Here is a 23,677-nt window from a genome sequence, read left to right as displayed (position 1 = left end):
ATGACCGCCAAACCTGCGTCCAAGCAGACGTTCAAATCGAGTCGCACTGACTGGGGGCGCATCGGCGCGTATGCGGCCCTGGTGTTCTTTGCCATCATCTACCTCGGCCCCTTGCTCATGCTAATCAACACGTCCTTGAAGACTCTGCCGGAGTTCATGAAGAATGCGACCTCGCTTTCCACTTCATTTAACTTCAAGAACTTCGCCGACGCATGGACCAAGGCCAGCTTCCCTCGCTACCTGACGAATACGCTGATCTATACGCTGTCTGCCACGACTATCTACATCGCTACAGCGGTCTTCGTTGCGTTTCCAATCTCGCGCGGTTATGTCAAAGGGTCCAAGCTCCTGCTCACCCTGTTCGTGATCGCTCTGTTCTTGCCCGTGGCGTTGATCCCTCAGTTTCAGTTGATGTTGAGCGTCGGGCTGTACAACAATCCTATCGGGTACATCATGCTGTTCCTGGTCAACCCGATCGGGATCGTCATCCTGGTCAACTACATCAAGACCCTGCCTAAGGAACTGGATGAGGCGGCTGCCATAGATGGCTGCAGCTACTTCCGTTTCGTGACCACGGTGGTCTTTCCCCTGATTCAGCCCGCGGTCGCGACGGTCGCCGTGCTGCACGCCATCGGCATCTGGAACGAGCTGATCCTGCCGACGATCTATCTGACCAACAAGAACTACTATCCCATCACACGCGGCCTGATCGTGTTCCAGGGCGTCTACGGCAGCAACTGGCCCACGCTGGCGGCCGCCGTGCTGATCATGACGCTGCCAATGGTGATCATCTTCCTGGTGCTGCAGCGCTACATCGTGTCGGGCTTGACGCAGGGCGCGGTCAAGGGCTGAGCGGATCGCATCGGATGCGAGCCACTGGAGACGGAAGCTCGATCATGACTTCTCAGAAATGGACGCTCGCCTGGCATGATGAATTCGATGGCCCGGCAATAGATCGTACTCGCTGGCACGTCGAAGATCGCTACACGGGCGAGAGCAATGCCGAAATGGAGATCTACACCGATCGGCCCGAGAACATCCGCCTCCAAAACGGCATACTGGTCATCGAAGCACGGCAGGAAACCTACGCGGGTTTCCACTACACGTCCGGTCGCCTGACAACCAAGGGTCTATGCTCCTGGACCTACGGTCGTTTCGAGGCTCGCATCAAGATTCCATTGGGGCAAGGCTTGTGGCCGGCTTTTTGGCTGCTAGGCGACAACATCTCGCACAGGGGTTGGCCAGCGTGCGGCGAGATTGACATCATGGAGAACATCGGCCGGACGCCGGCTGCTGCGCGGGGCACAATCCACGGGCCGGGCTACAGTGGCGACGATGGGATATGGTCAGATTACATCCTGGCGGAAGGCCGGTTCGCAGACGATTTTCACATCTTCGCGATCGAGTGGGAACCGGGCCAAGTCCGCTGGTATGTGGATGACAACCTCTTTAGTACGCGCAGGCCGCAGGATGTCGGCGGAGAATGGGTGTTCGAGCATCCATTCTTCATCATCCTGAATCTGGCAGTGGGCGGTTACTGGCCAGGCTATCCAGATGAGACCACGGTCTTTCCACAAAGGTTGCTCGTGGACTACGTGCGGGTCTTTCAGCGATGAAATGTAACTGCTCAGCCAGGCACAGTGAGAATGGTCTCGATAACGCCCGGAGTGCCCCCTGAGCAGTTACGATGAAATCGGGTATCGGAGGGGGATGATGATGAGGACGACGCACATATTGCGCCCACTGCTGCTTGCCACTGCCCTGGCTGTGATTCTGACGGCCTGCGGCGGCTCCCCCCCCATCGCGGCGCCGCCGGGCATGGCGCTGATCTGGCACGATGAATTCGAGGGCAATGCGATTGACAAGGCGAACTGGACCTACGACCTCGGCGGCGGCGGCTGGGGCAACGGCGAGGCGGAGTTCTACAGCGCCCGGCCGGAAAACGCCCGCCTCGATGACGGGCTGCTGTTGATCGAAGCCCGGCAGGAGAAATACGAAGGCTCCTACTACACCTCAGCGCGGCTGAAAACCCAGGGGCTGCAGGAATTCCAGTATGGCCGGATCGAGGCGCGCATCAAGGTGCCCAGCGGCGCGGGGCTGTGGCCGGCGTTCTGGATGCTGGGCGCAAATTTCACCGGCTCGAACTGGCCCGATTGCGGCGAGATTGACATCATGGAGTACGTCGGCCGCGAGCCTGACCTGGTCATTGGCACCGCACATGGGCCGGGCTACTCCGGCGCCTTGGGGATGAGCCAGTGGAACCGCCAAAAATACAACATCGCCGACGACTTCCACACCTTCGCCATCGAGTGGCAGGCCGACCAGATTGATTGGTTCTACGATGGCGCTAAGTATTACACGCTCACTCGCGCCGATGTCGGCGACCGGGAATGGGTCTTCGACCAGCCCTTCTTCATCATCCTCAACCTGGCCGTGGGCGGCACCCTGGGTGGCGTCATCGGTCTCGACACCGCCTTCCCCGCGCAGTTGCAAGTGGACTACGTACGCGTATTCCAGGCTTCGACCCCATAAACCCCGTCGTTACGTTTGAAAATGGGAACCGAAAATGAAAAATCAAAGATGGCTCATTGTTGTTTTGCTCATCGCAGGCATTGTGTCGCAATTCGCAATGCATTCGTCATTCGCTGCCCCGACAGCTGCCGCAGGACAGCCAGCCTCGGTCAGCTGGTCGCCCATCACGTTCGATGACCCGGCGATCACCTACACACTCACGGACTTCGGCGGCACCAGTTCGAGCGTGGTCCTCGATCCCGCGGGCGGCGCCAACAAGGTAGCGAAGATCATCAAGACGCTGGCTGCCGAGTTGTGGGCCGGCACCACGATCTCGACCGGGCCGAACTTCTCGGTGCCTCAAATCCCGTTCTCGGCAACGGATACGATCATGACGATGCGCGTCTGGGCGCCGGCCGCGGGCATCCCGATCCGGCTGAAGGTGGAAGACGCGGCCGACCCGACCAAGAGCTGCGAAACCGAGGCGGTCACCACGGTGGCCAATGCCTGGGAGACCCTGACCTTCAACTTCGCCAACCAGGCCCCCGGCACAGCGGCCCTGAACCTGGCGTACACCTACAACAAGGTATCGGTGTTTCCCAACTTCGGCTTGACCGGCGCCCAGATCGGCGCTGACACGACCTACTACTTCGACGACCTGACCTTCGCGGCGTCAACACCCACGACGCCGACGCCGACGCCTCCACCGGCCAGCTGGTCGCCCATCACGTTCGATGACCCGGCGATCACCTACACGCTGACGGACTTCGGCGGCACCAGTTCGAGCGTGGTCCTCGATCCCGCGGGCGGCGCCAATAATGTAGCGAAGATCATCAAGACGCTGGCTGCCGAGTTGTGGGCCGGCACCACGATCTCGACCGGGCCGAACTTCTCGGTGCCTCAAATTCCGTTTTCGGCGACGGCCACGACCATGACGATGCGCGTCTGGGCGCCGGCCGCCGGCATCCCGATCCGGCTGAAGGTGGAAGACGCGGCCGACCCGACGAAGAGCTGCGAAACCGAGGCGATCACCACGGTGGCTAATGCCTGGGAGACCCTGACTTTCAACTTCGCCAACCAAGCCCCCGGTACAGCGGCCCTGAACCTGGCGTACACCTACAACAAGGTATCGGTGTTCCCCAACTTCGGTTTGACCGGCGCCCAGATCGGCGCTGACACGACCTACTACTTCGACGATCTGACCTTCGCGGCGTCAACACCCACGACGCCGACGCCCACGCCGACGCCTCCACCGGCCAGCTGGTCGCCCATCACGTTCGATGACCCGGCGATCACCTACACGCTGACGGACTTCGGCGGCACCAGTTCGAGCGTGGTCCTCGATCCCGCGGGCGGCGCCAACAAGGTAGCGAAGATCATCAAGACGCTGGCTGCCGAGCTGTGGGCCGGCACCACGATCTCGACCGGGCCGAACTTCTCGGTGCCTCAAATCCCGTTCTCGGCGACGGCCACGACCATGACGATGCGCGTCTGGGCGCCGGCCGCGGGCATCCCGATCCGGCTGAAGGTGGAAGACGCGGCCGACCCGACGAAGAGCTGCGAAACCGAGGCGGTCACCACGGTGGCCAATGCCTGGGAGACCCTGACCTTCAACTTTGCCAACCAGGCCCCCGGCACAGCGGCCCTGAACCTGGCGTACACCTACAACAAGGTATCGGTGTTCCCCAACTTCGGCTTGACCGGCGCCCAGATCGGCGCTGACACGACCTACTACTTCGACGATCTGACCTTCGCGGCGTCAACACCCACGACGCCGACGCCAACGCCCACGCCGACGCCTCCACCGGCCAGCTGGTCGCCCATCACGTTCGATGACCCGGCGATCACCTACACGCTGACAGACTTCGGCGGCACCAGTTCGAGCGTGGTCCTCGATCCCGCGGGCGGCGCCAACAAGGTAGCGAAGATCATCAAGACGCTGGCTGCCGAGCTGTGGGCCGGCACCACGATCTCGACCGGGCCGAACTTCTCGGTGCCTCAAATCCCGTTTTCGGCGACGGCCACGACCATGACGATGCGCGTCTGGGCGCCGGCCGCGGGCATCCCGATCCGGCTGAAGGTGGAAGACGCGGCCGACCCGACCAGGAGCTGCGAAACCGAGGCGGTCACGACACTGGCTAATGCCTGGGAGACCCTGACCTTCGACTTCGCCAACCCGGCCCCCGGCACAGCGGCCCTGAACCTGGCGTACACCTACAACAAGGTATCGGTGTTTCCCAACTTCGGCTTGACCGGCGCCCAGATCGGCGCTGACACGACCTACTACTTCGACGACCTGACCTTCGGCAGCAACAATGTCCCGCCCGTCAACGGCAAGTCGGTCATTATAGATGACTTCGAGGATGGGCTGCTGCCGTCCGGCACGGACCCCAACGGGATCGGTGTCGGCTTCATCACCTGGAACCACCCCGCGGCCAGCGCGGCCATTACGATTACGGACAGTCCACCCGCGCCGGTGCCAGGAGCCGTGGCCGGCAACAAGGTGCTGCGCGAGGCGCTGACCATCGGCGGCGGGCAGTGGGCCGGCTACACGCACGCGTTCACCAATGCCGCGGCCAACCAATGGCTCACCCAGGACTGGAGCACGTACGAAGGCGTGAGCCTGTGGCTCTACGGTAACAACACCGGCGGCGCGCTGTTCGTGGATGTCATGGACAACCGCAACCCCGGCTCGACGACCGACGACGCCGAGCGTTGGAGCGCTGATATTCCCGACGACTTCGCGGGCTGGCGCTTCTTCCAGTTCGCCTGGGGCGACTTCCACCGCAAGGATATTGGCAACGGCGCGCCCAACGACGGCTTTGGCCGCACCGAGATTCACGGCTACGCCATCGGCGGCTACGGCTCGGTCCCCATGGGCGCCCAGGTTTACTACGTGGATGATGTCGGCGTGATCGTACGCACCACGGCCATTGATGACTTCGAGGATGGGCTGCTGCCGTCCGGCACGGACCCCAACGGAATCGGCGTCGGCTTCATCACCTGGAACCACCCCGCGGCCAGCGCGGCCATTACGATTACGGACAGTCCGCCCGCGCCGGTGCCAGGGGCCGTGGCCGGCAACAAGGTGCTGCGCGAGGCGCTGACCATCGGCGGCGGGCAGTGGGCCGGCTACACGCACGCGTTCACCAATGCCGCGGCCAATCAGTGGCTCACCCAGGACTGGAGCACCTACGAAGGGTTGTGCCTGTGGCTCTACGGCAACAACACCGGCGGCACGCTGTTCGTGGATGTCATGGACAACCGCAACCCCGGCTCGACGACCGACGACGCCGAGCGCTGGAGCACTGATATTCCCGACGACTTCGCGGGCTGGCGCTTCTTCCAGTTCGCCTGGGGCGACTTCCACCGCAAGGACATCGGCAACGGCGCGCCCAACGACGGCTTTGGCCGCACCGAGATTCACGGCTACGCCATCGGCGGCTACGGCTCGGTCCCCATGGGCGCCCAGGTCTACTACGTGGATGATGTGACGATCTTCGGCAACACCGGCAGCGCCGCGGCGCCTCTGCAGGCGCAGTTCGGCCTGACGACCTACGAAGCAGCAGAAGGCGCGGCAGCCGTTATCAACATAACGCTCAGCGTGCCGCCGACTCAAACCGTCACTGTCACCTATCGCACGGCCGAGGCCTACGCCCGGCCCGACCGCAACTTCGTGCCGATCAGCGGCACGGTTACTTTTGCTCCCGGCGACACCGAGAAAACCTTTACCGTGCAAACCCTCGATGACGGCAAACCCTCCGGCGACCAGCAGGTCATGCTGAATCTCACCAGCGTCACCAACGCCGACTTTGGGTACCGGCGCCGGGCGCTGCTCACCATCACCGATACCGATGCCGCCAATCCAGCCATGGTGGACGACTTCGAGGGGCATCACCCCTTCCAGTCCGATGGCCGCGTCAGGTTGACGATCAGAGATATCCCCGCGGGCAGCCCGCTGGCCTTGCCTGGCCAGGGGCCGTATGAGCAAGTGCTGAAGATCAGCGTGCCCGCCCCACTTGAGGCGACCAACACGGCCAGCATCACCCGCACCTTTGCCGCCGGCCAGAACTGGAGCGGCTTCGGCAACCTCGCATTCTGGTTCTACGGCGCCGACAGCGGCGTCCCGGTCAAGGTACACCTGCTGGACAACCAGGCGCCGACCCTGCCGCCGCCCAGCCAATGGGTGATGGCCTGGAGCGATGAATTCAACGACCCCGCGGGATCGCCGCCCGATGCCAACGCCTGGGGCTACGAGATGGGCGACGGCACCATGAACGGCATTCCGGGTTGGGGCAATAGCGAGGAGGAGTTCTATTCCGACAGCCCCGACAACGTGGCCCTGGACGGCAACGGCAACCTCCGGCTCCGGCTCCTGGCGCTCGATCCCGCCACTACCGACAAGGTCTGCTGGTACGGCCCGTGCAAATACACCTCGGCGCGGCTGCTCACCAAGAATCGCACCGAATTCCGCTATGGCCGCATCGAGGCTCGCGTCCAGGTGCCGCCGGGCGAGTCCGGCCTCTGGCCCGCCTTCTGGAGCCTGGGCACCAACATTGACCAGGTTGGCTGGCCGCAAGCCGGCGAGATTGACATCATGGAGTATGTCAGCCGCGTGCCGACCCAAATCTTCGGTACGATTCATGGTCCAGGCTACTCCGGCGGCAGCGCGTATGGCAATTCCTACGACTTTGGCGCACCCGTCGCGGCCAGCTATCACACCTATGCCGTGGAGTGGGCGCCCGACGAGATTCACTGGTTCGTGGATGGCATCAACTATCACAACGCCGTCCCGGCCAACGTGGCCCCCAGCGAGTGGGTTTTCAACCATCCCTTCTATCTACTGTTCAACCTGGCGATCGGCGGCAACTTCGGCGGCGCGATCTCGCCCAACCTGACCTTCCCGCAGGACATGCTGGTGGACTACGTGCGGGTCTACCAGGCGGCGGACACAGCCGAGCGCTTCGAGGCAACGTTCGTGGACAACAGCGCGGGCTGGCGCTTGGTCAGCCTCCCGTTCTCGACCTTCACGCGCAGCGCGGTGCAGCCAGCCGGCGCACCAAACGACGGCCTGACGCTGACCAACATGACAGGCTATGGTTTCGATCTGCAGGTTGGCCAGAATGCAGCCCCAGACAGCCGCACCTTCCACCTCGACCAGGTGCATCTCACCATCACCGCGCCGACGGCGGTGACCATTGCCGAAGCCAGCGGCAGTCGGACTCAGCCGGCTCCGTGGCAACCCCTGGCGGCCGCGATGACGGTCCTGACGCTGCTTGCCGCAGCCCTCGTCGTGCGGCGACGGCGCCTCGCTTAGATCTTTCGACGCCAGGCGCCGGGCTGCATGTCACCATGCGACCCGGCGTCTGGCTGCCATCCCCTCTTGCAAACCAAATGCCATCTGAAATGCTACCATGATGCACTTGCGACACTTTTGCACGGCCCAGAACACCTCCTGCGCGACGTATGTTCTCAGGACTAAGTGAATTCACTCATGAAATCATTCCATTTCGATCCTCTCAACCGTTTCGTCATCGAAGACTACGACGCATTTCCCCCGTTTGCCAGTTTCCTGCCGGGTATTGCCGGTCCCCTGGGCATTCCCCTGTGGGCGTTCTATGTCAATCGCGGCCAGGCCATCGCCGGTTTCGGCGTCGAGAGCAAGGACACGCCGATCATGGAATTCCAATCGGCGAATAAGGCCTATCAGACCGTGGCGTACACCGGGTTCCGCACGTTTATCAAAGTGGGGGGAAAAGTGGGGGCGGCGGCGGATGGGTTCTACGAACCGTTCTCAGCCGCCGCCCGCCCCGCGTTAGCCCGGCGCATGTTCATCGGCGCCAGCGAGATCGAGCTGGAAGAAACCCATGCCGGCCACGGCCTGCAGGTCAACGTTCGCTACTTCACCCTGCCGGGGGAAAACTTCGCCGCCCTGGTGCGCCAGGCAACGGTGCGCAACACGGCCGGGCGACCCATCTCCCTGGAAATCGTGGACGGACTGTCCATCATCATCCCCTACGGACTTGACGACATGATGCTCAAGCGGATCGGCCGCACGGCCGAGGCCTGGATGGCGGTCTTCAACCTGGAGACTGGCGTCCCCTTCTACCGCGTGCAGGCCAGCGTAGGCGATGAGGCCGAGGTGGAGGCGATCGAGAGGGGCCACTTCTACCTCGCCACCGCCGAGGGAACGGACCCGCCGGGCCTGACGACCATCGTTGACCCGGCCCTCATCTTCGGCGAGAACACCGCCCTCAGCTACCCCGACCATTTTCTGTCACACACGCTGGCCGAGCTGCGGGCCATGCCGCAAACGACCGTTTGCCGGACACCGTGTGGATTTGCCGGCGTATCCACGCGGCTGGCGCCGGGCGAAAGCCTGACCATCAACGCCATCATCGGCCACGTCGCTGATGTACACATCATCAACCAGGCGCGTAGCCGGCTGGCCGATCCGGCCGTCATCGCCGCCAGGCGCGCCGAAGCGTTGGCGCTGATCGCCGCGCTGACCGATCCCATGGCGACACAATCAGGCGACCCACGCTTCGACGCCTACTGCCGCCAGTGCCTGCTGGACAACATCCTGCGCGGCGGTTGGCCGGTGCAATTGGGCGGACACATCTATCATCTGTACGGCCGCCGTCACGGCGACCTGGAGCGCGATTACAACGCGTTCCATCTACCGGCGGAGTTCTATTCGCAGGGCAACGCCAGCTACCGCGATGTCAATCAGAACCGGCGCTGCGACGTGCTGCTCAACCCCGCGGTCGGCGACGCGGAGGTGCTGGCCTTCCTGGGCTTGATCCAGGCCGATGGCTACAACCCACTGACCGTGCTGGGCAGTCGCTTCGTCGTCCCGCCGGAGCGCCAGGCGGCCGTTCTGACCCTGGTTGACCGGCCGGAAGCGCTGCGCCCGCTGCTCACCCGCCCCTTCACGCCCGGCCACCTGCTGAAAGTCGTGCTGGACCAGGGCATCGGTCTGGCTGTGGCGCCCGCGGCTTTTGTCGAAGCGGTCATGGCCCAGGCCGATTGGAGCTTCGAGGCGGAATTTGGGGAAGGGTACTGGATTGATCACTGGTTCTACAACCTCGACCTGCTGGATGCCTACCTGGCGGTCTACCCTGATCGCAAGGATGAACTGCTCTTCAGCAGGACCGTGCCCTACGCCCAAAGTGCAGCCTTCGTGCAGCCGCGCGCGCGCAAGTCTGTGCTCGTAGAGGACGGCAGGGTGCGCCAATACGGGGCAGTGGTACAGGACGACGAAGCAGCGCAATTGATGGCCTCGCGACCGACCGCGCAGCGCCTGCTGCGCAGCGCGCAGGGGCAGGGCGAGGTCTTCCGCACGACCGTGTTCGGCAAGCTGCTGGGATTGGCGCTGCTCAAGTTCGCCACGCTCGATCCGTTCGGCATGGGGATCGAAATGGAAGCGGGCAAGCCGGGCTGGTGTGATGCGCTCAACGGCCTGCCCGGCCTGTTCGGTTCGTCCATGTCCGAAACGTACGAGCTGCTGCGGCTGCTGGATTTCCTGCTGGCGGCACTGGCCGCGCAGGACGGCGCCGCGATCGAATTTCCCGTGGAGCTTTGCGACCTGCAGCGGCAGGTGACCGCGCAGCTCAGCGCGTATCACGCGACATCCGACGCCGGGCGTGATTTCCGCTACTGGGACGCTGTGGCGAGCGCGCGCGAAACCTATCGCGCCCGCGTCCGCCTGGGCTTCGATGGGCAGACCGAGACGCTCAGGCCCGCCGACCTAGCGCCGATCCTGCAGACATGGCGCAGCAAGGTGCAGCGCGGGATTGCCCAGGCTGAGGCGCTTACCGACGGCGTGCCGCCCACCTACTTCACCTGCGAAGTGTCCGACTACGAGCTGCTCACCGATGCAGAGGGGCAGCCGCAGCGCGACCCGCTCGGCCGTCCCCTGGTGCGCGTCACAGGTTTCGCTCAGCAGGGCCTGCCGCTGTTCCTGGAAGGCGCGGTTCATGCCATGCGGCAGCGGACCGACATCGCCAGCGCCCGCGCCCTGCACCGCCACGTGCGCGAGAGCGCGTTGTTCGACCGCAAGCTGGGCATGGTCAAGACCAATGCGCCGCTGGCTGCCTGCTCGCCGGAGATTGGCCGGCTGCGGGCGTTCACACCGGGCTGGCTGGAGAACGAATCTATCTTCATGCACATGGCTTACAAGTATCTGCTGGCGATGCTGCGGGCGGGCCTGCGCGAGGAGTTCTTCACAGACATGCACCGCAGCCTGGCGCCGTTCCTCGATCCGCACATCTACGGACGCAGCCCGCTGGAGAACTCGTCGTTCATCGTCAGCAGCGCGCATCCCGATGCATCGCTGCATGGTCGCGGCTTCGTCGCCCGCCTGACCGGCGCCGCGGTGGAATTCATGAGCATGTGGTCGCTGATGATGGTTGGGCCGCAGCCGTTCTTCGTGCAGGATGGGGAACTGTGCCTGGTGTTCAAGCCCTCCCTGCCGAATTGGCTCTTCCGGCCGGACGGCCGTCTGACTTTTACTTTCCTGGGACAGTGCGTGGTCACTTATCGCAAGCATCAACCCCTGGCCGACAACGCCCAGGTCACCGTCGTGATCCTGCACATGGCCGATGGCGATCAGCTCAGCCTGCCGGGCAGCCTCATCCCAGCCCCCTACGCCGCCAGGATTCGCAATGGCGAGATTCGGCGGATCGAACTGTGTTTGGACTAGGAGTGGAATGGCAAAAACCATGACCGAAGACATGAAAACCGGCTGGCGTTTTATTGACAATGACGGCGCGTTTCGCCTGGACGCGCCGCACCGGACGAGTTACCTCTACTTTCCGCTGGTCAACGAGGCCGGCATGATGTCGGTGGTCACACCAACGCTGCATGGCGACTGCAAGACGGGGCAGAACAGTTTTCTGACCCTCCCGGTTTCGGTCGAAGATCTGCACAACACCCGTTCGGCGCGCAACTTCTGGGTTCGCATCGCCGGGTATGGGCCGTGGTCCGCCACGGGAAACTCCGCCCGGCAACTGGCAGAGGCGGGGGATGCGGAAAATCAGGACGTTGCGCTGGAAGCCGGGATGCTGTGGCACAAGGTCATTCGTGAGAGCCGGGCCGCCGGGCTGCGCGCCGAGGTGACGAACTTCGTTCCGGCCAGTTCCGACCAGGTGGAGTTGATGCAGGTCGTGCTGACCAACACCGGCGACAGACCGCTCACGCTGACCCCCACCGCGGCCGTCCCCATCTACGGCCGCTCGGCCGACAACCTGCGCGATCACCGGCACGTCACTTCGCTGCTGCACCGCATCCGCACCGTCCGCCACGGCGTGACCGTGCAGCCGACCCTCACCTTCGACGAGCGCGGTCACCGGCCCAATACGGTCACCTACGCGGTGCTGGGCGCGGAAGGAGACGGCGCGCCGCCGCGCAGTTTTTTCCCCGTGGTCGAGGATTTCATCGGCGAGGGCGGCAACCTGGAATGGCCCGCGGCCGTGGTGCAGCAAGGCATGACCGGCGCGCCTGCGGGAAGCGCCGTAGACGGCTATGAGGCAATCGGCGCGCTGCGCTTCGCCGATGTCACGCTAAGCCCAGGCGAGTCGCGCGCCTACGTGTTGATCCTGGCCGTGCTGGCCGACAGTTTCAAACAATCCGGAATCGAGGCTTCAGCCGGCATAGCCGATGGTTTCAAGCAATCCGGAATCGAGGCTTCAGCCGGTATAAATGAACTGGTCCAACGCTACGGCAGCGCGGCCCGTTTCGCCGAATGGCTTGACCGCACGCGCGCGCACTGGCAGGCGAAGGTGGCGCCATTGGCCTTCCACACCGCCGATCCCCGCTTCGATGGTTGGCTGAAGTGGGTGACGGTGCAGCCGTTCCTGCGCCGGTTGTTCGGCAACTCGTTCGTGCCCTATCACGACTACGGCCGCGGGGGCCGCGGCTGGCGCGATCTCTGGCAGGACTGCCTGGCGCTGCTGATGTTGGAGCCGGAGCCGGTGCATGACCTGCTGTTCAGCAGCTTCGCGGGCGTGCGCATGGACGGCAGCAACGCGACCATCATCGGCAGCCGGCCCGGTGAATTTATGGCCGACCGCAACAACATCCCGCGCGTCTGGATGGATCACGGCGCCTGGCCCTACCTGACGACGCGGCTGTACATTGACCGTAGCGGCGACCTGGGCTTTCTGCTCCAGGAGCAGACCTATTTCAAGGACGCGCACATCAACCGCTGTCAGGCGCATGATGAAGCCTGGTCAGCGGAGCAGGGTACGCTGCTGCGCACGCGGCCGGGCGCAATCGCGCGCGGCAGTGTGCTCGAACACCTGTTGGTGCAGCACCTGACCGCGTTCTTCAACGCGGGCGCGGCCGGCAACATCCTGCTGGAAGGCGCCGACTGGAACGATGGCATGGACATGGCCCGCGAGCGGGGAGAAAGCGTGGCGTTCAGCGCGCTCTACGCGGGCAACCTGGCCGACCTGGGCCAGCTCGTGCTGGCGTTGGGCCGGCTGGGCGTGACCGAGGTGCAACTGGCCGCCGAACTGCTGCCGCTGCTCGACACCCTGGCCGAGCCGGTCAATTACGCCGACGTCACGGCCAGGCAGGATCGCCTGCACCGATATTTCGCAACGTGCAGTCACACCATTTCCGGCGACAAGATCAAGGTCAGACCGGCCGACCTGGGCCGCGACCTGGCCGCCAAAGCCGACTGGCTCACGGCCCACCTGCGCCAGCACGAGTGGATCACCGACCGCGCCGGGTATGGCTGGTTCAACGGCTACTACGACAACGACGGCCAGCGTGTCGAAGGGGATGGCCCGCACGGTGTGCGCATGACGCTGACCGGGCAGGTCTTCGCGCTGATGGGCGGCATCGCCTCCGATACGCAGGCGCAAGCAATCGTTCGTTCTGCCGATCGCTACCTGTACGAACATCGCCTGGGCGGCTACCGCTTGAACACCGACTTTGGCGGGATGCAGTTCAATCTTGGCCGCTGCTTCGGCTTTGCGTTCGGCCACAAGGAAAACGGCGCCATGTTCAGCCACATGGCGGTGATGTACGCCAACGCGCTCTACCGGCGGGGCCTGGTGCATGAGGGCTTCCGCGTCCTGGACGGCATCTACCAGCACTGCGCCGACTTCGCAACTGCCCGCATTTACCCCGGCCTGCCGGAATACATCAGCGAGCGGGGCCGCGGCCTGTACCCGTGGCTCACCGGCTCGGCAAGCTGGTATCTGCTGACGCTGCTGAATGAGGTGTTTGGCGTGCGGGGCGAGTTGGGCGACCTGGTGCTGGCGCCGAAGCTGGTCGCGGCGCAGTTCGATGAGCGGGGCCAGGCGGCTGTGGCCGCGCAGTTTGCAGGGCGCCAGATCGAAATCGTCTACCACAACCCGCGCAGGCTTGAGTTCGGCGCGTATGCGATTCGACGGATTGCCGCGGATGGCGTTGACCTGCCGGGCGCACGCGTAGATCAAGGTGTCCGCATTGCCAGGGAGGTCATCGCCGCCCTGGGCACGCCGGCAGCGCTGCGTCTCGACATAGAGCTTGATGAAGGGTGACATCTGCAAGCAAGAGCGATAGCAGATGTCATCTGACGAGTATTATACTCCTGATATGACGAAGCGAAATCGTAACTATACAGGCGTCCTGCGCACCGTGGAGGTCAACGGCGTGATGCTTGACGAGGGCGGCGCGGTGATCGGCGTGCTGCTGGATGCGCCCGACGCAGCCAGCGGCCTGGCGCCGGTCATGGCGACGCTGCGTTGAGGTCATGGACGATGATTGAGGTGGGCGTCACGCCCGGGGCTGCAGCGCGGTAATCGGCGTAGTGCTGGATGCGTCAGCAGACGTGCGGGAACGGGTCGGATGTGGTATACTGGCCGTGGAGATGTCGAGCTATGACTGAGTACCCATTCGACTCGCAGCCAAGACTGGACGCAGTGGCTATTCGCGAGGTTCTAGCCGGCTACGCGCTGGCAAACAAGGTGATCGAGACGGAACGCCAGGCAATACTGGCGCAGATGAGCCGCGCGGAAGCGCTGGCAATCTGGCGCGATCTGATGAGAGGCTTCAACGAACGCCCTGAGATGCACCGCAACCTCGACCGGCTTGATCTCTGGCAAGTAGAGGGTCTGATCTCTGTTCGGCGTGCACTCGATCTGATGGCAGAGACTAACAAGGCGCCATGAACGAGCAAGAAGCAGCCGCTTGGGAGATCCATCAGTTTTTCCGGACTCTGGGACTACCTTACGCAGTGATCGGGGGCATGGCCGTGCAGTGGTGGGGCGAACCTCGTACGACGCAAGATGTGGATCTCACCATCGTTGCTCCTTTGGATCAGCCATCTAGCGTCATCATTCAACAGGTTCTAGACCGCTTCCCGGCCCGCATCGAAAACGCACTGGAGTTCGCCCGACGCAGCAGGGTCATCTTGATCACGGCCAGCAACGGATGCCCGGTAGACATCAGCATGGGTCTGCGGCTGGGGGATCGTCGAACGTCGAACGCTTCGAACGCCCCTGGAAGCGTATCCACTCGTCGCTGCGCGACACTCCTGGCGAATGGCGGCGTTCGTAACCCGATTGTCCCTTCGGCGTTTGGATCGCTGGCGCGGGCCAGCCAGCCGGCCGGTTCAGCAGATGATACGCCCGTCGCCAGCCGATAGGGTTGAATCAGGACAGAGGCCGGGATGCCGGTCCCGGCCTCGAGACGACGAACCATCGTCAGTGTCAGGCGACGACGACGGTTCATGATTTCTGACACGCGCTGCGCAGAGCCGATGAAAGGTTTCAACGCTTTGCGCGTTAAGCCACGACTTTCCAAATAGTATTCCAGCGCCGCCACAGGTGAAGGCTGAGGAATCGGCGTGGGTTCCAACAAACCGGATGTAAACAATTCTGGTATTCCAATTTGGCGCACATCCAATCACAAGAAGCGCGGCGACACATCGAACTCCGAAACAAAGTGCGATTCCTCTGCGACCTCTGCGCGGCGAAAAATGCGGTTACGTTTGGAATTGCTGTTGTTTGCAGCCAGGAGTTGATCGTAGTACAATCTCCCTACTAATTGTACGTAAGATTTGGATGTCAGGAGACCGATGACGATGACTTCGACGATTTCCCGGACAGATCTGGCGCGGCGCACCCGCCAGGCAATCGAGCAGGCGCAGCGTGGGCAGGCCGTTTTCATTGAAAGCTATGGCGCCGAACAGGTCGCGATCGTAGATGTGTTGGATTATCGTCTCCTACGTGCGGCGGCGACCTTTCGCAGCCAAATGTCGGCGCCGGTCAACAATCCTGATTTACCGCCGGCTGGCCTGACAGAGACAGCGGTGCAGGCGCGGGTCGCGGCGGCAGCCGGCGATGTGCAGGAAGCCTGGAACATGATCATCGCTGCCTATCTCGCTGGCGACATCAGTCTGGGCCGGACAGCCACCTTGCTGAACATGTCGCGTTTCGAGTTGTTGGCGCGCTTCAATCGGTTCGGGTTACCAATGCGCATGGGGGCGTTGAGCATCCATGAGGCGCAGGCGGAATACGAAACCATCCAGGGTAAAAACCGGACTTGAGCCATGCCGATGTTCATTCTGGACACCACGATTCTGAGCAACTTTGCCCACATTATGACCCGAAAACTAGACCACATTCTCGTCGTTGATGTCGAAGCCACCTGCTGGCAGGGCGAGCCACCGCCGGGCCAGAGCAGCGAGATCATCGAGATCGGGCTGTGCTTGCTGGATGTGGCAACCCTGGCCCGCGTCGAACGTCGCGATATCCTGGTGCGTCCCATCCGTTCGACGATCAGCGCCTTCTGCACAGAGCTGACCACGCTCACGCAGGCCGATGTGGATGGCGGTATTCCTCTGGCGCAGGTCTGCCAGGTGCTCGTGCAGGAGTTTCAGGCGTCCGGTCGGCTGTGGGCCAGCTATGGCGACTACGACCGCCAGCAGTTCACGCGCAACTGCGCCGAGTTCGGCATCCCCTATCCCTTTGGGCCGGGACACCTCAACGTCAAGACGCTGCTGGCCGTGGCGTTGGGGCGCAAACGGGAGGTGGGGATGCGTGAGGGGCTGGCGGCGCTGGGGCTGCCCCTGCAAGGCGTTCACCACCGCGCCGGCGACGATGCCTGGAACATCGCCGCCGTTCTCGCTGAGGTCCTGAGACGAGCGCGCACCTCGCGCTGACAACACGGTATCGTCGAAGAACTGCCGGGCGGTTTCACCGTCCTTGACAAACGTGTGACCTTGCGGGCCGCCTATCCCTCGACCTCCATCAGCAAGTCAATCAACTCATCGCAGTACGCTTCTACCTGCGCATCGTCCTCTTCGGCAACGGCATGGCGGATGTTGGCGACGGCGCCGGCGATGTCATCGGCAAGCCCGGCGCTCAGGTCGGGCTGCTCCAGCGTCTTCCGCGCCCGATCCAACAGCGCGGCCACGCCGGGATCGAAGGTCTCGTCAGCTTCCATCTCGGTATACGCGGCGGCCAACTTCGCCTGGCTGCGCGCAATGTCGTCGGGGCTGAGCCGCTGCCGGCTGGCTTTGAGCTGCTCGCTGACGCGCTTGCCGCTCTGACGCTCCACGACAGTGACATCCAGGATACCGTTGACGTCGAGATGGAAGTTGACCGTCACCTCGCTCAAGCCGTCAGGCCGATTGGGCTTGAGACCCTCGATCATGAAATCGCCCAGGAGAACGTTCTGCGAGGCCGTTGGGTTTTCTCCCTGGTAGACGTTGATGCGAATCTGCTCCTGGCCCGGAACGATCGTCGTGAACATCTGGCTCTTCTGCACTGGCACCGTGGTGTTGCGCCGCACCAGGGGGGTGAAAAGATCGGCGTAGAGCCGGCCTCCATAGCCAACCTGGGCGGTCTCGATGCCGAGTGAGTACGGCGTTACGTCCACCAGGATCGCGTCAATTTCCTCGCCGGCGATGATGCCAGCCTGAACGGCCGCGCCCAGCGCAACGGCCGCGTCGGGATCAATCTCGATGTGCGGCTCTTGCCCCATCTGCGCCACGATCAACTCCCAGACGGCCGGGATACGCGTCGAGCCACCCACCAGCAGCACGCGCTCGATATCATTCGGTCGCAGCTTGGCATCCTCCAACGCCTTGCGCACCAACGTGATCGTGCGCCCCAACAGATCGGCGATCAACTCCTCGAATTCGGGCCGCTCCACTTCACGTTGGATGTGCAGCGGGTAGCCTTTCCGGTCTCGGGTAAGGATGTACTCCAGCTTGATCTCGGCAAAGGGCGCCGAGGAAAGCTCGATCTTGGCCTCCTCCGCCGCGCGCAGCAAGCGTGCCCAGGCCTGATGATGCTGGCGCAAGTCAATGTCGTGCTCCTCGGCAAACTCATCCGCCAGCATCGCGGCCAGACGCTCATCGAAATCATCGCCCCCCAGGAGGTTGTCTCCCGCCGTCGCCAGCACATCCACCACGCCCGAGTGCAGCTCGATGATCGAGACGTCGAACGTACCGCCGCCCAGGTCGTAGACCAGCACCTTCAGATGCTGATCGCCCGCCAGCCCATACCCATAGGCCAACGCCGAAGCGGTCGGCTCGTTGATGATGCGCTCGACTATCAGCCCGGCGATCTCCCCGGCCTCCAGCGTGGCCTGGCGCTGCGTCTCATCGAAGTACGCCGGCACCGTGATCACCGCCCGCCGCACGTCCCCGCCCAGCACAGCCTGCGCCGCCTCCCGCATATCCTTCAGGATGAAAGCCGAAATCTCCTGGGGCGTGTAGGTCTGCCCGGCCATGCCCACCGTTTTGGCCTTGCCCATCTTGCGCTTGATGGAGCGGACGGTGCGTTCGGGCGCAACCACCCATTGGTTGCGTGCCGGGGTGCCCACCACGACCTCGCCGCTCGGCGCAATGCCCACGACCGACGGTAGGAGCCGTTCGCCGTTGACCGGCAACAGCACCGGCAACCCATCCTGGATCACTGCCAGCACCGAGTTGGTGGTGCCCAGGTCAATGCCAATGATCTTGTCTGATTGGTTCATCGTTCGTTCCCCTCCAATGGGGCATCCTGCTGCAGATGATCCCCCCGCGGCGCAGGACGCGTGTCGCTGATCGTACTATCTGTGGCTGGGGCCGAATGCGCATCGGCCGCCTGGTTGACGGACACTTCGGCGTAGCGGAGCACACGCCCGCGCTGGCGATACCCCTCGCGCAGGACCGCGACCACCGCCCCGTCCGGCACGCCGGCGCGGGAGTCGGTCGTCATCGCCAGGTGCAGGTGCGGGTCGAAGAGCTGTCCCGCCGCCTGCATCGGCTGAATGTCGGCGGTTGCCAGCAGCCCCAGGAAACGCATGCGCACTATTTCCAGCCCTTGCAGCCAGGCCTCGAACGCATCGGTCAATTCATCCTGCACAGGGGGCGGCGGCGCGGCGCGGGTCACGAACAATCCAGGGGGCAGCCCGCGGCCCCACAGCGCCCACGCCAATCGCTGCCACCGGTTGGGCGCAGCGGGCGGCGGCTCGGAAGAGACGCTTTGCGCCTGCGCCAGTCGCGTCGCCTCGGCCTCCTGCCTGCGACGGCGCGCGAGCAAGGCTCGGCCGCTCTCCAGCGCCATCTCCAGGCCATCCAGCGCCGGCAGCAGATCGGCGGCAAACTCACCGCGCGCTTCCAGGCGCAGCGCGGCCGTGCGATCCTGTGCGTGCAGTGTCCGGGCTTCTTGCGCACTCTGACGCCGGGCAGCGACATCCTGCAAGGCGCCCAGCGCAGTCGTCACCTGCTGATCCTTCATCTCGGCCAGGGCGTTGGACTTGAACTGAGTGCGGTTCAGCTTCGCCACCGTCTGCCCCAGGTCGTTCAATCTGCCGGCGAGCGCCTGCCATTGTTCTTGCCCCGTCTCTTGCCCGGCAAGCAGATCGGCCAGCCGCTCCTCCAGCGCCTGGCCCCTGCCCGGATCGGTCAGGTGGCTCAGCAATGCCTCGACCTGGCCCTCGCTGGCCTCGGTCACCGCCAGAATGTCATCCACGCTGGCTTGCAAACGATCTATCTGGTTGGTCAGCCGAACCCAATAGCCCTGCGTCAACGACGGCGGGGCAGAGGAGTCGGTATCACTGTTTTGGGAGTTCAGGCTCATGGAAATCCTCTTGGATTGACAACCCGGCCAACCCCAGTTCCAGGGCCAACGTGATGATGTCAGTCGGATTGACGTCAAGGCTATACGACGGCTTGCGCCGTCGGGGCAGGAGCGGCGGAGGCTGCAAGAGAAACAGGTCGGTCTGCGAGCGGGCCTCGGCCGTGCGCACCTGGTCGTAGGCCGCGCGCAGTTCCTGGAACTTCTCCGGATCGCGCTCGGGCGGATGCTCACGCACCAATCGGAAATAGGCGCGCTTGATGGCCGCTTCATCGCTGGTGCGGTCAAGGCCGAGTATGGCGTAGGGATCTCGGGGTGGTTTGGAAACGGTCATGGAAGCCATCTGATTCCTTTTGTTGTTTACATAAAATCGGGCGGGAGCAGATCGGCCATGATGCGCTCCCAGTCAAACCGGTGTGGCATGCCCTTGAGCAGCGATTCGATCATCTCGGCCCGGCGCAGAATACCCCTGTCGTTGACCCGTCGCGCCGTCTTGATGGCCTCACGCATGAGCCGCGCCGCGCCATGCACATCGCCTTTTTCAAAGTGCAGTCGGTATGCTTCGATGTATGACAGGGCGCCGCTGGTCGGAACTTCCTCCCGAATGCGCTTTTCCAGCACAGCGCACAGACCGCTGGCGTTTTCCTGGTGGGCCACCTCGTAAGCCTCGACCAACAAACCGGCGCGGCTATCGTCCAGCCCAGGATCGGCGCTGTACTTCACAGCTTCCTGGAAGAAAATATCCGCCCACTGCTCGCCGAGCTTGCACTGCAAGGCCATTTTCGCCTGATCGAACCAGAAAACCGGCAACAAACGCGGGATTTGGCGGACAACAGGGATCATCTGCTCCACCGCGTCGCCGCCACCCACGTGCAACAACTCATGCATGACGAAGTTGACAACTGCCACGTCCTGGGGTGCGATCTGGTACGCCTGCAGCAGATACTCGCGTGCCTGTTGGGTGTGCTGCTGTCTCGCATGAGTGGCGCCAAGCGCCATCAGCAGCTTGGGATGGTTGGGCAGCTCTCCCAGGCCAATCTCCAGCGTTTCGATTTTGCTCTTGCCGGGATGCTTCATAGAAAAACGGGAGGCGGAAAACGGCGCCTGATCGTTGACCATCTTGATGTAGTCGTCAACCAACGCCTCGCGGGCTTCGAGGTGCGTCGGGTTGATCGCCAGCACCTGCTGCCAGATGGGCATCGGGTCGCGATCCCACCACCCCTCGTAGAGCCGGCCCAGGCGCACCAACGCCTCGACATGCTGTGGGTCCGCCGCCGTGATTTCCCGGAGCTGGCCCTCAGCCGCGTCGCCGCGCTCGTCGCGCAACAAAAAATCGGCCAGGCGCAGGCGCAGCGCGGTGTCGCCCGCTGCGTATTTGAGCGCATTGCGCAGACAGGGTTCGATTTCGCCCGTCAGATTGGTGTGCCCATAGCACTCAGCCGCATGGCTCCAGAGCGCGGCCACCTGGACGTCGGTGAGGTAATCGGGATGGTCTTCCTTGCGCGGCCGGCGGCGCACCATATCGCGCCAGGCCTCGGCCGCATTGACCCAGTTCTCCGACGCCTCTTCGGCCAGGGCAAGGTTCTGAGACAGGTAACGATTGGGATTCAACTCGTTGGCCTTGCGCCAGTGTTGTGCCGCGAGGGGCCACTGGCCCGCCTGGGCCGCCTCATAGCCCAGGTGAAAGTAGGCCAGGCTGGCGGTTTCGGCCACGATCCGATCGGCGCCGGGGTCAGGCAGGCGGTTGATCATGTCCTGCCAGTGATTTTCCTGGGCCAGGCCAATCACGTCTTCCCGCAGCAGTGCGGTCAGGTTCTCAGCGAGCTCGGGACTTGCCCACCCGGCGCTGTGGGCATGAGACCAAGCCGTGAGGGCCGTGTCGCGGTCGCCTGCGCGCAGCGCGGCCACGCCCTGGTAGTAAGTCAGGATCCGCCCGACCGGTTTGCGCGTGTTTTGTTCGGCCGCCACCTTGAGCTGGTCCAGCGGTGCTGCCGTCGGGTTCTGCCGCATAGCAACCAGCGCCTGCCACAGCCCCGCCCCCTTGCCGAGCAAAGGTTCCTCGATCATCACCGATCCCGTGAGGGGTTTGCGCTGCGCCAGCCTGTGTACGAGGCGCAGCGTGTTGGCTTCCGCCGCGGTCAGCCCAGCGCTATCCCACGATTGTTCGGTTGCGATGCGCGCCAGCGCCCGTAGATAGGCCAGTCCTCGCCGGCCTGGCTCGCGAGTCGCCGTGGCATCCAGCTCGATCAACGCCTCAGCGAGATGCCCGTTCTGCCACAGCGTGAGGCCACGATGAAAGTGCAGCTTCGCGGCAGCAGGCGTTTGCTGCAATGCGGCGTCCAGGTTGGCCAGGCGCTTATTCGGATCAGCACTGGCCATGGCCGCGCGAAAGTGGGCTTCGGCCAATATCTCACGCGCCACGGACGCCAGCTTGGGATCGGGTCCGAGCTTCAGGACGCGCTCGACCCGCTCCTGCACCAGCGCAAGGTCGCCTCGCCGCAGGTGACGCACTGCTTCCTGGAGTATGCCGACCGGCCCAGGCGGTGCGGGTCGCCCAGCCGGTGCAGGTCGCCCCGCTGACGGGGCAATTGGCTTGCGGTGTTTTTTCGACACGAACTGATCCTCTCCAGCATCCCTCTCTGCGTGGGATGCCCATTCGCTACTTTATCACTGAGATACGCAAACGACAAAATTTCATGACGCTGATTCGTGTCAACCCGGTGATATCGAGGTCAGGAATTCCAAATAAGGTCAAATGAGCCTCGGGGCGCTCAGGCGGCCGCTTGTGCGGCCACCGCCGGTTCAGGCGAGTAGAAGACCAAGTTGGGTTCATACTCGCGGATCAACTGGACGTGTTCCCGCACGAGTGACGCGGCGTGCTTCGCGAGCGCCGGAATCTCGTGCAGCGGGAACTTCTGCGCGAGGGTGCGGGTGACTTCGTAGTCCTTGATGTAGCGATCTACGGCGTGCTGCGAGTGGTTAAGTTCGCGGGCAATGTCGGCTGGCGATTGCCCACGCAGATAACGGCGGATCACCTCGGCCTTGTGCGACACCGAGGGGCCGATATCATGCACTGTACCACGGATCGGCACGGTCATGGCATGTTCTTGCTCATATTGGCGCAGCAACTGACCCGCGTAGGACTCGGCCAGACCGCTGAGCAACGACAAATCCAAGAGGGTCAGGACGCCCCTGCGGTCATACGCCTCCTGACACCAGCGGACAAAGCGTTGCTGGTTGAAGGTGCGGCGCGCCGGCGGCTGATCGACGCCCTGATCAGCACTGAGCAGCGCTACCTCTGCGTCGGTGACCAGGTGCAGGCGGACATGCACCAGGTCGCGAATCTCGGGCGTTTTGCCCGTGGCCCCATTGGCCACCGCCACCGCGGGCCAGTAGACATGACGGGGCGGCAGATCGGTAGCGTAGGCCTGCTCCACCAGCGTCAGAATATCGGCGATGATCGCGTGCGCCACGACGGGGCCGCGCTCGTAACCGTACTCGTTGAGGAACTTGTGGAGCAACTGCTGGTGCAAGGAGCGTTTGGCCCAGCGCGTTTCAGGCGTACTGGTTTGGGTTTTCATGGGATCAAACGCCCCTTTTAATCTCGGCCGGCGTGGCCGTGGCCGCGCCGGGCGTGCCGAGCAGGATCTGCAAGCGGTCGTTGGCCGCCGGGCATTGTTGATACAGCGTCAGGTACTCCTGAATCAGGCGTTCAGACAGCCCGGTGGCGCTCCGGATGGCGGCGCGATCCAGCGCTGCGCCTGCAAGCGGATGATGCGCACGAAGTCGTCGCAATAGCGCCGAATGGCGCCGATGCTGTGATGCCGCCGACGCTCGATCTCGCTGAAGGTGTAACCGGCGAGATAATCACCGACGATCTGCACCTTGTGACTGACGCCCTTGCCGATGTCTTTGACTTGGCCGCGTGTCGGGACCCGCAGATCTTGCTGCCGCAGTTCATGCACGTCGCGTTTGATCGTCGCCAGACTGCTGCACAGCAAACAGGCCAGGTCTTCGTGGCTGAGCAGCCCGCCTTGCGCCTCAGCCTCTTCGGTGAGCCGTAAGAGCCGCTGCTGCCGCAGCGCCGCGACGCCAGTGCC

General features: G+C 63.6%; 17 protein-coding genes. 10 read left to right on the top strand and 7 right to left on the bottom strand.

Features of this window, described 5'->3' with window-relative positions:
* The 8 genes from IPM84_17765 (at position 1) to IPM84_17730 (ending at position 14,675) form a co-directional block, all read left to right on the top strand.
* Entirely contained in the window at positions 1 to 852 is an 852-nt protein-coding gene (locus IPM84_17765) for a carbohydrate ABC transporter permease (protein ID MBK9094575.1), read from the top strand.
* 14 nt (positions 853 to 866) lie between these two features.
* Positions 867 to 1,616 (top strand): glycoside hydrolase family 16 protein, encoded by a 750-nt coding sequence (locus tag IPM84_17760; protein MBK9094574.1) that lies wholly within the window; start codon positions 867 to 869, stop codon positions 1,614 to 1,616.
* Positions 1,617 to 1,713: 97 nt separating this feature from the next.
* Positions 1,714 to 2,532 carry a glycoside hydrolase family 16 protein gene (locus tag IPM84_17755; GenBank protein MBK9094573.1) on the top strand — a complete coding sequence of 273 codons (819 nt, stop codon included), beginning with the start codon at positions 1,714 to 1,716 and terminating at the stop codon, positions 2,530 to 2,532.
* 97 nt (positions 2,533 to 2,629) lie between these two features.
* On the top strand, positions 2,630 to 7,828 hold the full coding sequence (locus tag IPM84_17750) for a family 16 glycosylhydrolase (GenBank protein ID MBK9094572.1): 5,199 nt from the start codon (positions 2,630 to 2,632) through the stop codon (positions 7,826 to 7,828).
* A gap of 177 nt (positions 7,829 to 8,005) precedes the next feature.
* The gene (locus tag IPM84_17745; protein ID MBK9094571.1) at positions 8,006 to 11,215 is read left to right on the top strand and encodes a cellobiose phosphorylase; all 3,210 of its coding nucleotides are present in this window, start codon (positions 8,006 to 8,008) and stop codon (positions 11,213 to 11,215) included.
* A 31-nt stretch (positions 11,216 to 11,246) separates the two neighbouring features.
* Positions 11,247 to 14,045, top strand: a complete 2,799-nt coding sequence (locus IPM84_17740; protein ID MBK9094570.1) for a cellobiose phosphorylase — start codon at positions 11,247 to 11,249, stop codon at positions 14,043 to 14,045.
* A gap of 55 nt (positions 14,046 to 14,100) precedes the next feature.
* Entirely contained in the window at positions 14,101 to 14,253 is a 153-nt protein-coding gene (locus IPM84_17735; protein MBK9094569.1) for a hypothetical protein, read from the top strand.
* A gap of 131 nt (positions 14,254 to 14,384) precedes the next feature.
* Entirely contained in the window at positions 14,385 to 14,675 is a 291-nt protein-coding gene (locus tag IPM84_17730) for a hypothetical protein (protein MBK9094568.1), read from the top strand.
* Between the two features lie 169 nt (positions 14,676 to 14,844).
* On the opposite strand, the gene IPM84_17725 is transcribed toward IPM84_17730, so the two are convergent.
* Complete coding sequence (locus IPM84_17725; GenBank protein ID MBK9094567.1) at positions 14,845 to 15,381, bottom strand: hypothetical protein; 537 nt, start codon at positions 15,379 to 15,381, stop codon at positions 14,845 to 14,847.
* A 208-nt stretch (positions 15,382 to 15,589) separates the two neighbouring features.
* Between IPM84_17725 and IPM84_17720 the strand changes: the two genes are divergently transcribed.
* Both IPM84_17720 and IPM84_17715 read left to right on the top strand, forming a co-directional pair.
* Complete coding sequence (locus IPM84_17720; protein MBK9094566.1) at positions 15,590 to 16,054, top strand: UPF0175 family protein; 465 nt, start codon at positions 15,590 to 15,592, stop codon at positions 16,052 to 16,054.
* Between the two features lie 54 nt (positions 16,055 to 16,108).
* Complete coding sequence (locus tag IPM84_17715; GenBank protein MBK9094565.1) at positions 16,109 to 16,669, top strand: exonuclease domain-containing protein; 561 nt, start codon at positions 16,109 to 16,111, stop codon at positions 16,667 to 16,669.
* 71 nt (positions 16,670 to 16,740) lie between these two features.
* Here the strand turns inward: IPM84_17715 and IPM84_17710 are convergent, their stop codons facing one another.
* The 6 genes from IPM84_17710 to IPM84_17685 all read right to left on the bottom strand — a co-directional run bounded on the left by IPM84_17710 (position 16,741) and on the right by IPM84_17685 (position 23,659).
* Complete coding sequence (locus IPM84_17710; protein MBK9094564.1) at positions 16,741 to 18,492, bottom strand: Hsp70 family protein; 1,752 nt, start codon at positions 18,490 to 18,492, stop codon at positions 16,741 to 16,743.
* On the bottom strand, positions 18,489 to 19,580 hold the full coding sequence (gene grpE, locus IPM84_17705; protein ID MBK9094563.1) for a nucleotide exchange factor GrpE: 1,092 nt from the start codon (positions 19,578 to 19,580) through the stop codon (positions 18,489 to 18,491). Before grpE ends, IPM84_17710 begins: the two co-directional genes overlap by 4 nt.
* Positions 19,555 to 19,920 carry a DnaJ domain-containing protein gene (locus IPM84_17700; protein ID MBK9094562.1) on the bottom strand — a complete coding sequence of 122 codons (366 nt, stop codon included), beginning with the start codon at positions 19,918 to 19,920 and terminating at the stop codon, positions 19,555 to 19,557. The genes grpE and IPM84_17700 overlap by 26 nt, the downstream gene beginning before the upstream one ends.
* 17 nt (positions 19,921 to 19,937) lie before the next feature.
* Positions 19,938 to 22,190 (bottom strand): tetratricopeptide repeat protein, encoded by a 2,253-nt coding sequence (locus IPM84_17695; GenBank protein MBK9094561.1) that lies wholly within the window; start codon positions 22,188 to 22,190, stop codon positions 19,938 to 19,940.
* 158 nt (positions 22,191 to 22,348) lie between these two features.
* The gene (locus IPM84_17690; protein ID MBK9094560.1) at positions 22,349 to 23,158 is read right to left on the bottom strand and encodes a DUF1670 domain-containing protein; all 810 of its coding nucleotides are present in this window, start codon (positions 23,156 to 23,158) and stop codon (positions 22,349 to 22,351) included.
* A gap of 123 nt (positions 23,159 to 23,281) precedes the next feature.
* Positions 23,282 to 23,659 (bottom strand): DUF1670 domain-containing protein, encoded by a 378-nt coding sequence (locus IPM84_17685; GenBank protein MBK9094559.1) that lies wholly within the window; start codon positions 23,657 to 23,659, stop codon positions 23,282 to 23,284.
* Between the last annotated feature and the right edge of the window lie 18 nt (positions 23,660 to 23,677).

This window comes from Candidatus Amarolinea dominans (assembly GCA_016719785.1).
GTDB lineage: Bacteria > Chloroflexota > Anaerolineae > SSC4 > Amarolineaceae > Amarolinea > Amarolinea dominans.
This window is presented reverse-complemented; position numbering and strand designations above follow the sequence as displayed.

Coding starts and splice junctions, on each gene's coding strand:
- IPM84_17765 (MBK9094575.1), top strand. CDS start 1: ATGACCGCCAAACCTGCGTCCAAGCAGACGTTCAAATCGAGTCGCACT.
- IPM84_17760 (MBK9094574.1), top strand. CDS start 867: ATGCGAGCCACTGGAGACGGAAGCTCGATCATGACTTCTCAGAAATGG.
- IPM84_17755 (MBK9094573.1), top strand. CDS start 1,714: ATGATGAGGACGACGCACATATTGCGCCCACTGCTGCTTGCCACTGCC.
- IPM84_17750 (MBK9094572.1), top strand. CDS start 2,630: ATGCATTCGTCATTCGCTGCCCCGACAGCTGCCGCAGGACAGCCAGCC.
- IPM84_17745 (MBK9094571.1), top strand. CDS start 8,006: ATGAAATCATTCCATTTCGATCCTCTCAACCGTTTCGTCATCGAAGAC.
- IPM84_17740 (MBK9094570.1), top strand. CDS start 11,247: ATGAAAACCGGCTGGCGTTTTATTGACAATGACGGCGCGTTTCGCCTG.
- IPM84_17735 (MBK9094569.1), top strand. CDS start 14,101: ATGACGAAGCGAAATCGTAACTATACAGGCGTCCTGCGCACCGTGGAG.
- IPM84_17730 (MBK9094568.1), top strand. CDS start 14,385: ATGACTGAGTACCCATTCGACTCGCAGCCAAGACTGGACGCAGTGGCT.
- IPM84_17720 (MBK9094566.1), top strand. CDS start 15,590: ATGACTTCGACGATTTCCCGGACAGATCTGGCGCGGCGCACCCGCCAG.
- IPM84_17715 (MBK9094565.1), top strand. CDS start 16,109: ATGACCCGAAAACTAGACCACATTCTCGTCGTTGATGTCGAAGCCACC.
- IPM84_17710 (MBK9094564.1), bottom strand. CDS start 18,492: ATGAACCAATCAGACAAGATCATTGGCATTGACCTGGGCACCACCAAC.
- grpE (MBK9094563.1), bottom strand. CDS start 19,580: ATGAGCCTGAACTCCCAAAACAGTGATACCGACTCCTCTGCCCCGCCG.
- IPM84_17700 (MBK9094562.1), bottom strand. CDS start 19,920: ATGGCTTCCATGACCGTTTCCAAACCACCCCGAGATCCCTACGCCATA.
- IPM84_17690 (MBK9094560.1), bottom strand. CDS start 23,158: ATGAAAACCCAAACCAGTACGCCTGAAACGCGCTGGGCCAAACGCTCC.